Annotated in this window: 15 protein-coding genes; 9 read left to right on the plus strand and 6 right to left on the minus strand. The window is 64.0% G+C overall.

Annotation, left to right across the window (positions count from 1 at the left end; genetic code table 11):
• Positions 1-53 precede the first annotated feature (53 nt).
• Together G6N42_RS01105 and G6N42_RS01110 are read right to left on the minus strand one after the other, a co-directional pair.
• Positions 54-3,254, minus strand: a complete 3,201-nt coding sequence (locus G6N42_RS01105) for an MMPL family transporter (RefSeq protein ID WP_232076048.1) — start codon at positions 3,252-3,254, stop codon at positions 54-56.
• 68 nt (positions 3,255-3,322) lie between these two features.
• Positions 3,323-4,129, minus strand: a complete 807-nt coding sequence (locus G6N42_RS01110) for a SigB/SigF/SigG family RNA polymerase sigma factor (protein WP_163724922.1) — start codon at positions 4,127-4,129, stop codon at positions 3,323-3,325.
• Between the two features lie 155 nt (positions 4,130-4,284).
• Here G6N42_RS01110 and G6N42_RS01115 point away from each other — a divergent pair, with 155 nt between their 5' ends.
• Together G6N42_RS01115 and G6N42_RS01120 are read left to right on the plus strand one after the other, a co-directional pair.
• Positions 4,285-4,728, plus strand: coding sequence for a VOC family protein (locus G6N42_RS01115; RefSeq protein WP_163724926.1), 444 nt, complete (start codon positions 4,285-4,287; stop codon positions 4,726-4,728).
• 174 nt (positions 4,729-4,902) lie between these two features.
• Positions 4,903-5,700, plus strand: coding sequence for an extracellular catalytic domain type 1 short-chain-length polyhydroxyalkanoate depolymerase (locus G6N42_RS01120; protein ID WP_163736767.1), 798 nt, complete (start codon positions 4,903-4,905; stop codon positions 5,698-5,700).
• Between the two features lie 6 nt (positions 5,701-5,706).
• Here G6N42_RS01120 and G6N42_RS30890 read toward each other — a convergent pair whose 3' ends face one another.
• Both G6N42_RS30890 and G6N42_RS01125 read right to left on the minus strand, forming a co-directional pair.
• Positions 5,707-5,862: a hypothetical protein gene (locus G6N42_RS30890; RefSeq protein WP_174261992.1), complete on the minus strand. Its 156-nt coding sequence runs from the start codon at positions 5,860-5,862 to the stop codon at positions 5,707-5,709.
• Positions 5,863-5,901: 39 nt separating this feature from the next.
• On the minus strand, positions 5,902-6,432 hold the full coding sequence (locus G6N42_RS01125) for a nitroreductase/quinone reductase family protein (protein ID WP_163724929.1): 531 nt from the start codon (positions 6,430-6,432) through the stop codon (positions 5,902-5,904).
• A gap of 70 nt (positions 6,433-6,502) precedes the next feature.
• On the opposite strand from G6N42_RS01125, the gene G6N42_RS01130 reads away from it, so the two are divergent.
• Complete coding sequence (locus tag G6N42_RS01130) at positions 6,503-7,009, plus strand: nitroreductase/quinone reductase family protein (protein WP_163724932.1); 507 nt, start codon at positions 6,503-6,505, stop codon at positions 7,007-7,009.
• Between the two features lie 146 nt (positions 7,010-7,155).
• Here the strand turns inward: G6N42_RS01130 and G6N42_RS01135 are convergent, their stop codons facing one another.
• Positions 7,156-8,073: a LysR family transcriptional regulator gene (locus G6N42_RS01135; protein ID WP_163724935.1), complete on the minus strand. Its 918-nt coding sequence runs from the start codon at positions 8,071-8,073 to the stop codon at positions 7,156-7,158.
• A gap of 92 nt (positions 8,074-8,165) precedes the next feature.
• On the opposite strand from G6N42_RS01135, the gene G6N42_RS01140 reads away from it, so the two are divergent.
• The 5 genes from G6N42_RS01140 to G6N42_RS01160 are packed head-to-tail and all read left to right on the plus strand — an operon-like array spanning position 8,166 to position 12,040.
• Complete coding sequence (locus tag G6N42_RS01140) at positions 8,166-9,443, plus strand: aromatic ring-hydroxylating oxygenase subunit alpha (protein ID WP_163724937.1); 1,278 nt, start codon at positions 8,166-8,168, stop codon at positions 9,441-9,443.
• A complete protein-coding gene (locus G6N42_RS01145) occupies positions 9,440-9,763 on the plus strand; it encodes a hypothetical protein (protein ID WP_163724940.1) in 324 nt (107 codons plus the stop codon). The genes G6N42_RS01140 and G6N42_RS01145 overlap by 4 nt, the downstream gene beginning before the upstream one ends.
• A gap of 5 nt (positions 9,764-9,768) precedes the next feature.
• Positions 9,769-10,599, plus strand: a complete 831-nt coding sequence (locus G6N42_RS01150) for a TauD/TfdA dioxygenase family protein (protein ID WP_163724942.1) — start codon at positions 9,769-9,771, stop codon at positions 10,597-10,599.
• Positions 10,596-11,462: a TIGR03619 family F420-dependent LLM class oxidoreductase gene (locus tag G6N42_RS01155; RefSeq protein WP_163724945.1), complete on the plus strand. Its 867-nt coding sequence runs from the start codon at positions 10,596-10,598 to the stop codon at positions 11,460-11,462. Before G6N42_RS01150 ends, G6N42_RS01155 begins: the two co-directional genes overlap by 4 nt.
• Positions 11,459-12,040 (plus strand): carboxymuconolactone decarboxylase family protein, encoded by a 582-nt coding sequence (locus G6N42_RS01160; RefSeq protein WP_163724949.1) that lies wholly within the window; start codon positions 11,459-11,461, stop codon positions 12,038-12,040. The genes G6N42_RS01155 and G6N42_RS01160 overlap by 4 nt, the downstream gene beginning before the upstream one ends.
• 132 nt (positions 12,041-12,172) lie before the next feature.
• Here the strand turns inward: G6N42_RS01160 and G6N42_RS01165 are convergent, their stop codons facing one another.
• A complete protein-coding gene (locus tag G6N42_RS01165; RefSeq protein WP_163724952.1) occupies positions 12,173-13,366 on the minus strand; it encodes a thiolase family protein in 1,194 nt (397 codons plus the stop codon).
• 87 nt (positions 13,367-13,453) lie between these two features.
• Here G6N42_RS01165 and G6N42_RS01170 point away from each other — a divergent pair, with 87 nt between their 5' ends.
• Positions 13,454-13,852: a Zn-ribbon domain-containing OB-fold protein gene (locus G6N42_RS01170; RefSeq protein ID WP_410506783.1), complete on the plus strand. Its 399-nt coding sequence runs from the start codon at positions 13,454-13,456 to the stop codon at positions 13,850-13,852.
• The last annotated feature ends 348 nt before the right edge of the window (positions 13,853-14,200 follow it).

Consider the following 14,200-nt stretch of genomic DNA (forward strand, 5'->3'; position numbering starts at 1 on the left):
ATCAACCCCGCACTCGAGGGGGCCGAGTGCGGGGTTGGGGCAGGCGTCGCGTTCTAGACCGACATCGCCGGCACGCGATCCTGCTCGCGCCGCTCTTGCTGCCTGGCCTGCGGCTGCTGGACCCGAAATGTCCGACCGCCGACGCGCACCGAGGCGCCGTCCCGGAAGGCCATGGGCCGCCATGGGTCGAGCCGCATCCAGCCGTCCTGTCCCGGTTCACGGATGAATACGCCGTTCGTCGAGTTCCGGTCCACGACAAACAGCTCGCCGTCGACGATCCGAAACTCCAGGTGCGCCCGGGACATCAGGCCCGACCGGTCGTAGACAGACACCGGGCGAAGACCCTGCCGTGCCGCATCTGAGTCGTGCGGATATCGACCGACGACGCAGTCACGGTCGACCTCGATCCGGGAATCGTCGTCGAGGACCACGCATCGCGCGGGTCGTGTCGTCGCCGCGGCCTCCTTCGACCACACCACCGCGCCGCGCCCCGGAACAACGCCGTCGGACATCGAGTAGACAGCGTTTTGGTCTGGCGTGGGAAGGGCAGGCCGCTTACCCAGTTCGTCGACCGTGACGATCGCGGCGACGCCGGGTGTCCGCACCGTTTGGTGCAGGCAGCGGTTGCGGCCCTCGATCAGGGTGACCCCTGTGCCGTCGTCGAGCGCCACCGTGACGCCGCCACACAAGAAGATCTCCATTCCCGTTTCGGTGGGCACGACGATGCCGACCTCCGCGAGATCGCGGCTCCACGTGCCGCTCTGGGCGAGCTGAGAGAATGCATACGACAACATCGCGGGTTCGCTCCGCCGGACGATCTCGACAAGATGCGACATCTGCTGGGCGGCCATCGCCTGTTGCGCCAGCGACTTGCGGTTGGCCACCACGATCACGATGCCGTTCACGTTCGCAACGAGGTGCTGACCGGAGATGACCTGGACCCGGCGGGCGAGTTCGGCCGGCGTGCGGACCGGAGGCGCCGCATGCATCGAGTTCAGCGACAGAACAGCGGGCCTGGGCACCTCCAGCGTCGCCTCTTCCACGGCGAAGGACAGCGCCTCGCTGATACCGATACGGGAGTGCAGCCACCGCAACGGTTTCGGCGCCCACCAGTTGAGTTCGCCTGCCAGACGCAGGAACGCCGGTACGACGACGCCACGAATGATCGTCGCGTCGATCACGACAGCCAGCGCCGTGCCGATACCGAACATCTTCATGAACGACATTCCGTTGGCGAACGAGACCAGAGTTATGGTCAGCAAAAGTGCTGCGCTGGTGACGATCCGGCCAACCCGGCCAAGTCCGACGACGATTGCCTCGTCGTTCGACATGCCCGAGTCCCGGGCCTCCTTGATGCGGCTCAGCAGGAAGATCTCGTAGTCGACCGAGAGGCTGAACGCGATGGCGCAGAGCAGAACCACCATCGACAAATTCAGTGGAGCAGGCGTGAATCCGAGCAGCGACGACAGATGCCCGTCCTGGAAGATCCACGTCATGACGCCGAGGACTCCGGACAGCACCAACAGGTTCAGTAGCAGCGCCTTCACCGGGACGACGACGCTGCCGGTGAACAGGAACAGCAGGATGAAGGTGAATACCGCGATCAATCCGATCGCCCACGGCAGCCGCTGTGCGATCGCGGACCGGCTGTCGATCAGCGTGGCCGTCGGTCCGCCCACCTCGCCCTGCTTGTCCGTGATCTTCGCGCGGATGTCGTGCACAAGCTGTTCTGCTGCCTGTGAATCCGAGTCCACCGCAAGATATGCCAACACGTAGGCCGCGCCATCACTCTCGCTGGGCGGGGCCTCGCCGGCGCGCGCGCCGCGCTCGAACTTGCCGACGGATCCGTTGACGAGTACCACGTCGGGCATCTGGGAGACATCGGCGGCAAGCGTCTCCAGGGCGTCGGCGTTGTTCTGCGTCACCAAGGTGATCGCCTGGGAGGGATCCAGCGGATAGTCCCGCTGTAACGACTCGGCCACCAGCCGTGCGTTCGAGTCGGTGGGTAGCGCGCGCTCATCGGGATTGGTGAACTGCACTTTCAGGAAAGGAACCCCGAGACCGATCAGCACCACGACGACGGGCAAGGCGTAGATGAGCGGGCGGCGGATCACCGCCGCGGCGAACCGCCGCCAGAACGCGGAGTCCGCGGACGGGGGCGTCTTCCGCCGGATGATGGCCAGCGAGTCGATGCGCTTTCCCAGCAGCGACAGCATCGCGGGCAGCACGATGATTGCGCTCAACGCCGACAGCATGACGGTAGCGCTCGCGGCGATGCCGACCGAGCGCAGGAAATACGTGGGGAACACCAGCAGCGACAGCATCGCCAGGGTGACCGTCGCCGCGCTGAAGATGATGGTGCGGCCCGCGGTGGCCACCGTCGCGACGATCGCCGCCTGGTGTTCCTTACCGCTGTCGCGTTCTTCGCGGAATCTCGACACCATCAACAGGCCGAAGTCGATGGACAACCCGAGACCGAATGCCGTCGCGACGGTGAGCGCATGCGTCGACACTTCGGTGACCCGCGTCATGAGCACGAGCACGAGCAGCGTCGTGACGATCGACGTGATGCCGACGACGATGGGCAGGAACGCGGCGATGAGCCCGCCGAACACGATGACGAGCACGGCCATCGAGACCGGCAGCGCGATACTTTCGCTGACCAAGAGGTCCTTCTTGACTTTGGCTCGGATCTCCTGCTGGACGCCAAGAGTGCCGCCGGCGCGTACCGCGACGTCCGGGTTGGAGGGCAGGTCGGCGACCAGTTGCTTGGCGATGTCGGCTGCCTCATCCGCGGTTCCGCTGACATGCACCAGCATGAGGCCGGAGCGATTGTCGTGGCTGCGCAGATCGGTGGCCGCGGGGTCGGTGAACGATCGGAGGACTTTCGCTTCGGGCTCGGCTTTGATGAGGTCGTAGACCTGGTCGGCCACATCCGCGACCTCGGGGCTGTCGACTGTGCCTTCCCGCGGAAGCACCTGGATCACCAGGTTCGCGGTGGTGCCGAAGTTCTGATCCATGACCTCGGCGGCGTGAGTCGACTCCGATGATGGGGCGTTGTAGCCGCCCACGGCGAGCTTGTCGGACACGCCGCCGCCGATCACGATGCTGACACCGAGCAGAAGCGCCAGGACTGCGAGAACCAGCTTGGGGGAGCGCACGGTGAAGGCGGCCAACCGCGTCAACGCGCCGCCGTTCGCCGAACTACTCTGCATCACCTTTGCGACCAGCGGACGAAACCCGACCTCGTTCATGACGACAGGGTCCGGCTTCGGCCTTGGCACTTTCTAAAGGGCGGGCCGCGGGCGGGTATGTGTACTGCTCAGGCGGGTACGGCCGCCCTGCTGGTGATGACCTCGGCCGGTTCGCGAACCTGGTCACGCAACGTGGCGAGGGCCTTGGAGATGAGCCGCGATACGTGCATTTGTGAATAGCCCATGCGTTCGGCGATCTGCGTCTGGGTCATGTTGTCGAAGAACCGAAGGCTCAGCACCCGTTGTTCGCGTTCGGGCAGGGCCGCGATCAAGGGACGTACGGTCGCGAGGGCGAGGACCTTGTCGATGTTGGGATCCACCTCGCCGATCGTGTCCCCGATGGGCCGGAAGTCAGTGTCCGGACCGGCCTGCACGTCAGTCGACAGCGTGGAGTAGTTGCTGCTCGCGATCGTCGCTTCGACCACCGATTCACGGTCGATGTCCAGGTACCTCGCGATCTCCGTGGCGGTCGGCGCCCGATTGAGGTCCTGGGACAGCGCGCCACGAGCCTTGACGATTTGGCTCTGGAGGTCTTTGAGGCGGCGGGGAACCTTGACGGCCCATCCGTAGTCGCGGAAGTGGCGGCGGACCTCGCCCATCATCGTCGGCACGGCGAAGGCCAGGAAGTCCGCGCCGTTTTCGGGATCGAATCGGTTGACGGCGTTCACCAGCCCCACCCGGGCGGCCTGTACGAGGTCGTCGTTCGGCTCGCCACGATTGCGGAAGCGACGTGCGATGTGATTGGCGATCGGCAGTCCACGCGCGATGATCTCGTCGCGCTGACGGCGGTATGCTGCCGAACCTTCATCGAGAGTCGCCAAGCGGCGAAACATGTCGGTGAGATCGGCGTACTCGGAAGAAGTGTGATCAGACACGCGAAGTTGCCCCTATCCGGTGGCCTTGTGATGATGCGGCTCGGATCTGAACCTCTCGTGCGTTAGCTGTACCCAATTGCTGGACTGCCGAAACCGCCCGATGCCAATTTCTGCATCGGCCAAGCTATGACGGGACATTCTGATAGACCATCCGCATGGAGCCCGACGTGAGCGAACGACCCGTGCCCGGCGTGACCGGGATCCACCACTTCTCCATCACCGTCACCGACCTCGAGGCGAGCCTGGCCTGGTACCAGCGCCTGCTCGGAGCTGAGCGGGTACCGATGAAGTTCCCACACTATGGATGCGAGGACACCGGCTACGGCGAACTCCTCGTCGAACCGCGCTCGGGCGTCGTGATCGGTCTGCACACCAACACCGGCAATGACGGCCAGGCTTTTGACGAGGCCCGCACCGGGCTGGACCACGTCGCGCTCAACGTTGCATCGCGCGACGAACTCGAATCCTGGACGGCGCGGCTGGACGAACTCGGCATCGAACACTCGGGTATCAGATCCGGGGACCAGCCGTTCCCATTTTCGACGGTGGTGTTCCGCGACCCCGACAACATCCAGCTCGAGCTGTTTGCTGTCGGTTGACCGCGGCTGGCGCGCCTTTGAGCAGGGAGTTTCACCGTCACGTGGATTTCCGTTATTTGCGAAGTCGCAATGAGGGTCCCTACTGTCGGGTGGCATGTTGCGACAGGGAGAGCTGAATTGCGGTTGATCGGGCGTACGACGGCACCGCTGGCCGCCGTCCTTCTGGCTCTTGTCATGTTCAGTGGTGCTCACGCCTCCGCGGTTCCGGCCGGGGACTTTCCCGACGGCCTGAACTTCGGCGGGCTGCAGCGCAACTATCTGGTCCATGTGCCGCCGGGTATAGAGCAGCCGACGGGGCTGGTGATCAACCTGCACGGGGCCGGAATGACCGCCGGTGCTCAAGCTGCGATGACGAACTACAACGCCGTCGCCGATCAGCACGGGTTCGTCGTCGTCTATCCCGAGGGCGTGGACCTCAGCTGGGCCGATGGACGGGGCGCGTCGGTTCCCGACCGTCAGGGCGTCGACGACGTGGGCTTTCTCGTCGCGCTCGCCGACCGGCTGACGCAGGATTTCGGTATCGACCCAGGCCACGTGTTCGCCACCGGAATGTCGGCAGGCGCCTTCATGGCCAACCGGCTGGCCTGCTCGCGCGCGGACGTCGTCTCCGCGGTCGCGCCCGTCGCAGGCACACTCGGCTCGGCGTCCCCATGCAATCCATCGCGACCGGTGTCCGTCCTGAGCATTCACGGAACCGCAGACAACGTCGTGCCGTTCAACGGCGGTCCGATGGTGGGGCGCGGCGGAGCGAGCGACATCGTGTCCGCGCCGGCGATGGCGCAGCGTTGGCGTGAACTGGATGGGTGCCCGGCGCCCGTCGAGGACTCCCCGTCGCCCTCGGTGCACCGGTTCACCGCGGCCGGTTGCGCCGACGGCACCGAAGTGTCGTTCATCCAGATCGACGGCGGAGGTCACACCTGGCTGGACGCGTCTTTCGCGAGTGGCCAGTTCTTCGCCACCCACGGCAGATGATCTGATTTAGGTTTCGTCGGCGACCTGATCCTTGGTCTGATGCCTGCCGGGGGCATCAGGGTCGTCGTGCTGGTGGTCGAGTTTGTCCTGGATCTCCCGTTGGTCGTCGGTCGCTTTGGTGGCGTCCTTCGGCGTCGACGAGGGATCGTTGGTCTGCGGCATGCGCAGAGGTTCTCCCGGCATCGCGTTTACTAAACGCGGTTACGCCGGGGACAGGCGAAACACGTTGATGGTGCGGACGCCGTCGGTCTTCACCGCATACGACGCGAAGTTGGCGGCATAGCCCGCCGCGAGGTCGAACAGACGGTCACGGTCTGCACCCTCGGTCAGGCGGGCCACGAAATGACCACCGCGGTCGGTGCGGCCCTCCGGGAACAGCTGGCACTGCGGGTTTTTCAGTAGGTTGTGGTACCAGCTCGGGTGGTGGGCCCGGCCGTAGTTCGAGGCGATGAGGATGACGTCGTCACCGTCGGTGAAGTATCCCAGCGGCACATCGCGCTGGATTCCGGATCTGGCTCCCGTGGATCGCAATACGACGAGCGGAATCGTGCCCTTGCCGAAATGCAGACGGCCGCGGGTCAGGCGCCCGAGCGGCCCGTCGAGCGGCGCCATGATCCGACGATGGACAACGGAACCGAGCTCCGTCGAGAGGACGCGGGCGACGATCCGCAGTGTCCACGGCGGATCGGCCGTGGGGTCGACCCGCGGGATCCCATTCAGCAGATCGGTCATGATCGCCATGGTATGCATTTTTGTGACGCGGTCTTGTCCAGTTCTTGTTCGAGCGAATCAGGGAGAAGTCATGAGCAACGAGTCGGCGGCGGCCATCAGGCAGGAACGCCGCGACTGGATGGCGAGTCACCGCGACGCGTACCTGCGTTCGGGCGGCGCGGAGGGCCACATCATGGACCTCAGCGAGGTCGGCGGACATGCGTTCACGACCAACTGCCTGATCAGGGTGAAAGGCCGCAAGTCGGGTAGGACGCAGATCGTTCCGCTGATCTACGGCGACATCGGAGGCGAGGTCGTGATTGTGGCGTCCAAGGGTGGAGCCGACGAGAACCCGGACTGGTATCACAACCTGCGGGCCGGTGACGAAGTCGACTTGCAGATCGCCACCCAGGCGTTCCGAGCCTCGTGGCGTGAACCCGAAGGTGAAGAGCGGCACAGGATCTGGGACTTCATATCCCATGTGTATCCGCCGTATCTGAGCTATCAAAGGGCGACGACGCGGCACATCCCGGTGATCATGATGACTCCTCTGACGTCCATCGACGTGTTCGAGGAGTCCGATCTCCAGTCCTCGTAGACCAACTCGGCGGCGGCCTCATCGCTTTCAACGAAATGCAGAGGTTCACTCGCACTTTCGCTGCACAACGTCGAAAGCGATGAACTCGTCCACGGCGGGGCGCGAGCGCTTGCGAAAGAAGCACGCTCGCTCGACATTCACCCCACCTAACTCCGTGCCTCGTTCTCGACGATGATCTCGCAGGCGGTTTCGTAGAACGCGCTGATGAGGGTCGAGAACGAGAGCTCGAATGGATAGATCATGTGCACGTCCATCGCCTCGAGCTGCCACTCCGGCATGACGGGGACGATGCTGCCCTCGCGCAATTCGGCCGTGCAGATGATCTGGGTGGGCATGGGTCCGATGCCGAGTCCTTGCAAGATGTACTGCTTGCACACTTGAAAGTTGTTGGCGCGCGCCCGCACCTTCGGTGACAGCTCGTAACGGCGCTTCTGTTTGGTGACGGTGAATTTTCGCGGTCCGCCGAAGCCGAAGTCGATGAATGGCAGGGCGTCCAGCTGTGTCGGGTCGGTGATCGGCTCGGGCAACTGCGCTACGAAGTCGGGCGTCGCGCAGAGAAAGAGCTCGAGGCTGAATACCTTTCGGGCGATCAACGTCGAATCCTGAAGTGGCCCAGTGCCGAACACGACGTCGAACCCGTCCTTGATCGGGTCGACGAGATTGTCCACCAGCCGGATGTCCAACCGCGACTGGGGATAGTGCTGCAAGAACGCGGCACCGACGCGTGACGCGTAGTCGATACCGAGGAAGATCGGGATCGCAACCTTCAGCTCGCCCTGCGGTTCTTGTCTGCTGCCCTCGACGAGGGCGCGCACGCCGTTGGCCTCGGTCAGGATGTTCACGGCGTGGCTGTAAACCTGCTCGCCGAGGTCCGTGACCGTGAGCTGGTGCGTGTTCTTCCGCAGCAGCTTGATGCCGAGGTCGGCTTCCAGCTTGGTCAGCTTGCGGCTGACGGTGGACTTGGGCATGCCGAGCAGCGCGGCCGCTTTCGACAGGCTGCGGCACTCGACGACCTTGCCGAATACCAGCAGGGCGTCGAGGTCGAACGGCAGGTTCTGTTCCATCGGCTGTTCCAAATATGCAACAGGGTGTTGCGCTTCTGCATCTGTTTTGACCATTTCCGCAGCTGTAGTTTTCGGCGAGGAGGTGGAGCCTCATGAGTCACGACAGCCTGGTGACCAAACCCGAAAGCGGACACTGGACCGACGCGTATCCCGAACTCGGCCGCGGCCCGGTGTCACTCGAAGACTGCGTCTCCGAGGATTTCTACGAGAAGGAACGCGAACATGTCTTCAGAAAGACGTGGCTCTATGTGGGCCGGGTGGAGCGGGTGCCGAAGTCGGGCAGTTACTTCACCCGCGAGCTGAGGTTTCTCAACACGTCGGTCATCGTCGTCCGCGGCAAGGACGGCGTGATCCGCGCTATGCACAACATCTGCCCGCACCGCGGCAACAAGATGCTCTGGGAGGACGATCCCTTCCGGGAGGTCCAGGGCCGCGCGCCGCTGCTGTACTGCCGATTCCACGGTTGGCGCTACAAGCTGGATGGCTCGCTGCATTCGGCGACACGTCAGGATCTGCTGCTCGACTTCGACGCCGCCAGTTGCCGGGTTCCCGCCATTCAGTGCGAGGTGTGGGAAGGGTTCATCTTCATCAATCTCAATCCGCACAACACCGAGTCGTTGCGGTCGTATCTCGGGGAACTGGCACACGGTCTGGAGGGCTATCCCTTCGACGGGCCGCATCAGGTGTATCAGTTCAAGGCCGAATTGCAGTGCAACTGGAAGATTTTCGTCGATGGATTCGCGGAAAGCTACCACGGCCCCTATCTGCACGCTTCGTCCTTCGGCGCGCTCACCGCAGAGGCCAGAGAAGCGTTCGATCAACCCAATCCGTTCACCGATGCGTTGGGCTACCAGCTGAAGGGACCGCACCGGATGTTTTCCTTCGCCGGCGAACCGTCTCAGAAGACGCCCTACTCGAAGCCGATCGAATGCGTGATGGAGGCCAGCGCGGCGGGTCCGTGGAACAAGAAACCCAATCGCGGGCCGATGCCGCCGGGTATCAATCCGACGCGCGCCGAGAAGTACGGATTCGATTCCTTCCAGTTCTTCCCGAATTTCGTGTTGATCTTCGGCGCATCGGGTTTCACGGTCCACACCCACTGGCCGACGGGTCCGCATTCACACATCTTCGAAACCGAGGCGTACTACCAGCCGCCCACCACCCATCGGGAACGGTTGGGCCAGGAACTGACGATGACGTTCCTGAACGACATCATCCTGGAGGACGCCAGCCCGTCCGAAGGCCTGCAGGCGATGCTGAAGAGCGGTGCCCTCACGCATTTCACGATGAACGACGAGGAGATCCTGTTGCGTCACCTGCACAAGGTGGTCGGTGACTACGTGGCGGCGGGCGAGGCGGCGGCCCGATGAGCGCGCTTCTGCCGCCGGAGTTCTCCCCACTCCAACACCTGGTCGATGAGTGGGCCATCGAGGACGGACATCAGCGCTACGTCAAGCGGGTGAATTCCTCGATGGAGGAGATCCAGGCGTTCTATGACCAGGTGTTCCCCTATGCCGAAGAAGCCGTCGCTTACGTCGACAAGTTCGACTATTCCGAACCGTTGCCCGACGATGTCGCGAACCTACGCAACCTGCTCTACTCACTGATCACCGTGTCGCTGGCGGTCGAACTGTGGAAGCAGCCGCGTGTGAAGCATTCGGCCAACACCATTCTCACGAGAGTGAGCTGATCGCTATGGGACTCACGTCAGCACAGCTCGACGTCGTCGACCTCACGCCGCGGATCGGTAGCGAGATCAGAACCGACCTGGGCACGCTGCTACGCGGCTCCGAAGCCCAGCAGATCCGCGCAATTCTCGAGCAGCGCGGCGTCGTTTACTTCCGCGGACTCGACATCACCGACGAACAGCAGGTCGCGATCGCCAGGACCCTCGGCGTCATCCCCGCGAACGAGGGTGAGAGCGGCATCTACAAGATCTCGCTCGACAAGAACGTGAACCAGCGAGCCGAGTATCTGAAAGGCTCGATGTTCTGGCATTTCGACGGATCCTTGCAGCCCTATCCGAACCTCGCGACCTTGCTTCGGGCCGTCACGCTGTCAGAAACCGGAGGTGAGACCGAGTTCTGCAACACCTACGCGGCCTACGACGACCTGCCGCGGTCCGACAAGGAACTCATCGCAGATCTTCGAGTGGTCCACAGCGCGGAACGCTCGCAGTATTACGTCCGCCCCGAGATGAGCTTCGAGGAGATCACGTTCTGGCAGAAGTCGCCGACGAAGGCGTGCCCCATCGTGTGGACACATCAGTCCGGCCGAAAGTCGTTGCTGCTCGGTGCGACAGCCGATTACGTGATCGGCATGCCGGTCGAGGAGAGCCGGGCGCTTCTTGCCCGCCTGCGTGACTGGGCCACCCAGCCGCAGTACGTCTACCGTCACCAGTGGGAGCCGGGTGACCTCTTGATGTGGGACAACACCGGTACGATGCACCGGGTGCTCGAATATCCCGTTGACAGTGGCCGTCTCATGCATCGAACGATCCTCGCGGGCGAAGAGCCTCTGCAGTGAGGGTCGGCATCGCGACGCCGGTGGTCACCAACGTCGGCGGCGCGGCGCTCGGGTGGGAACGCGATGCGACGATCGAGGACATCGGCCGAGTCGCCGAGACGGCAGACCGGCTCGGTTATCACTTTCTGACGTGCAGTGAGCACATCGGCATACCTGCGTCCGAGGCGCCACGGCGTGGTGCACGGTACTGGGATCCACTGGCCACCTTGGGCTACGTCGCCGCCCGCACCGAGCGGATCCGGCTCGCCACCATGACCCTCGTGCTTGGGTATCACCATCCGCTGGAGATCGTGAAGCGTTACGGGACACTAGACCATGTCAGCAAGGGACGGGTGATCCTGGGTGTCGGAGTGGGCTCGCTGAAGCCGGAGTTCGATCTTCTCGGCGCACCGTTCGACGACCGAGGGGCGCGTGGCGACGATGCGTTGCGGGCCCTGCGGGTAGCGCTGCCGACCAATGAACCCGCGTACGAAGGCGAGTTCTACTCCTTCGGTGGCCTCACCGTCGACCCTTGTGCCTTGCAGTCGCATATGCCGATCTGGGTCGGCGGTCGCACGAAACGCTCGCTGCGGCGGGCGCTCACGCTTGCCGACGGCTGGTGCCCGTTCGCCGTGTCGATCGACACCGCTGCCGAATGGTTGAGCACCCGCGACGTTCCCGACGGCTTCGAGGTCGTGCTGCCCGCGGAGAAGCCGCTGGATCCGGTGGGAAATCCGGAGGAGACCAAACAGACGCTCGAGAAGATGGCCGCGGCTGGCACGACGACGGTGTTCGCCTATTTCAGGCACGAATCCTTCGATCACTACCTCGAACAGCTGCATGCGTTGGCTGAGCTGCACGATCTGAACGGAGCGCCGGGATGACGCTGCTACCCCCGCTGATGCAGGATGAGTGGGGCGACGACGAGTACGCCGCGGTGGGTGCGCTGTTCGGAATACCGGGTGACGACGTGCCACGCGCAGGTTCGGGGGACCCGCGGGACCCCATGAACTTCGACATCCTCGGTGTGCTGGCGCGTCATCCGGCGATGACCCGGGAGTTCATGAGCTACAACGCTTTTCTGCTGCTGCGCGGTGAGCTGCCGCTGCGGCTGCGCGAGCTGGCGATCCTTCGCCTGGCGCATACGCGACGTTCGGTGTTCTTCTGGGGGGAGCACGTCAGAGTCGCCACTGCCGGGGGGCTGCCGGAATCCGACATCGCGCGTCTCGCGGCGGGCAACGACGGATTCGAGGGCGTCGACCGGTTGGTTCTCGAGGCCACCGACGAACTGCTGGCCAACGGTCGTGCAGCACCGCGGACATGGCAGCGGCTGGTCGACGAGCTCGACACCCACCAGGCGATGGAGCTCATCTTCGTCGTCGGCACGTACGCGATGCTGGCGATGGCGTGCGATACGTGGGCGCTCGTGCCACCGCCGGGCAGTGCCCGTCTTCCCGACTAGAGAAGTCGACCTAGGCCGCCGTCACCTCTGCGGCCAGTGCGGTGGGCCGCCGTTATTTCGCCGAAACTGAATTCCAGCAGGCCGGTACTCGCAATTCTCCTGCTGGAATACAGTTTCGCGGCTGTTCGGTCGTCAGCGGGTCAGCACCATGCAGCCGGCGATCGGGCCACCCCCGGCCGCAGCGACCGCCACCTCGGGCCGTCGCGCAACTTGCCGGTCGCCCGCCTGGCCGCGCAACTGGAGGCAGGCTTCGTGCAACAGCCAGTAGCCGTGCATGCGTCCGGCGGACAGTTGCCCCCCGTAGGTGTTCAACGGCAGCTCGCCGTCGAGCGCTATCCGCGTCGCCCCCTCGACGAATGGCCCGGCCTCGCCGTCGCCACAGAAGCCCAGTGCCTCCAGCCACGCGAACGTGAGATACGTGAAGCCGTCGTAGATTTCGGCCACGTCCACATCTGAAGGGGTCAGGTCGGTGCGCGACCACATCTCCGTCGCGGCCTCACTGGACGCCATCTTCGGAAAGTCGTCGCGATGGAACCAGCCGTCCGAGCCGTAGGCACCACCGACCGCCTCGACCTTCACCGCGGGGTTCGGGCAGTCCGCCGCATAGTCGGAATGGGACACCACCAGCGCAATCGCGCCGTCGATCGGAACATCGCAATCGAAGAGGCCCAACGGTGTCGAGATAGGGCGTGAGGTCAGGTAGTCGTCCATGCTCATCGGGTCTCGGAACGCCGCGCGAGGGTTGAGGCCGGCGTTGCGCCTGCTGTTGATCGCGAGCCAGCCCAGCTGCTCCCGTGTTGTTCCGTACATCTCCATATGACGCCGGCAGTGCATGGCGACCCAGTTGGCTGCCGAGTACGCATGCGCAGCCAGCAGCACGTTGATGTCCTCGAACGGTTTGAGCTTCCTGCGTGTCCCGGGTTGCCGAGGCTCGAGGGGTGGGTCGGCGAGGGGAGCGAGGAGCGGTGAGGCTGTCGAACCGGTCATCGCCCCGCCGAGCATCTGCACCGTCCGATAGACCAGCACATGTCGCGCCCGTTTCTCCGACACCGCGACCAGTGCCGACATGAACGGAGTCAGCACCCCGCCGGTGCCGAATCCGACGCCGACGTCGGCGGCGTCATTGCCAAGGCTGTCAACGACTTCAGACGGCAGCGTGTCGCCGAAGGTCGCGATACCGTCGATGTCCTCGGGCGTCAGGCCGGCGTCGGCGATCGCATCCCGCACCGCTTCCATGGTCAGTTCCAGCCCGGGGATGCCTGTCTTGCGGCCGATGCGCGAAATCCCGAGGCCACTGACAATCGTGTCCTTCTCGAAGTAGGTCATCGGCACCCATCCATCTATTTTTGTAATGACAGCCCATAGGAATGTACTTTGCTTGCTATGTCCGACCACGCCCCGCCCTCAGCGCGGATGCTGCCCGCGCTCGATGACCACAACCGGGCGTTCTGGACCGGGGGAGCCGAGGGAGCGCTCAGAATCCCCTTCTGCACCGCCTGCGACAGGTGGGTGACTCCGCTGGCCGCCGAATGCCCGGATTGCGACGGCGTGCTGGAGCATCGCCCGGTGTCCGGTCGGGGGACGGTGTTCACATACACCGTCAACTACCAGCCCTTCAACCCGGGTGTGCCCGTGCCGTATGTGATCGCGATCGTCCAGCTCGAGGAGCAGGAGGATCTGCGAATCGCGACGAATATCGTTGACTGTCAAACGGACTCGGTCCACGTAGGCCTTGCAGTCGAGGTGCGCTTCGAACACCAGGTCGTCGGCGACGAAACTGTCTACATGCCGGTTTTCGCTCCGCGGGGTTGATTAGTCGCGTTGCCGAGGTCTGAGCGACGTTGTCGCGCACCTTCGCGGTCGGGTAGAGATGAGCGACAGTGTCGCTCGTAGCGTGGCAACACCGCACTATGGTTCGGCAGGGCGAACCACCTCTCCGGCCGATTAGCGGGCTGCCACCAAACGTTCCACCTCGCGCAGATCGTAGGGCGCCCGCAGTCCGAGAATCAGGTGCTCGGCTGTCCTGCGGATGTATCTGGGCGCCGACCTTCATCACGGATGTCTACACCTCCTGGCCTGCGGGGATCACAGGTAATTGACAGTCAACAGTCAGTTACGTCTAATTTCACTACTAGCGTGGCGATTCTCGTCGCGTCCCGG

This window comes from Mycobacterium gallinarum, from assembly GCF_010726765.1.
In the GTDB taxonomy this organism is placed as follows: Bacteria; Actinomycetota; Actinomycetes; order Mycobacteriales; family Mycobacteriaceae; genus Mycobacterium; species Mycobacterium gallinarum.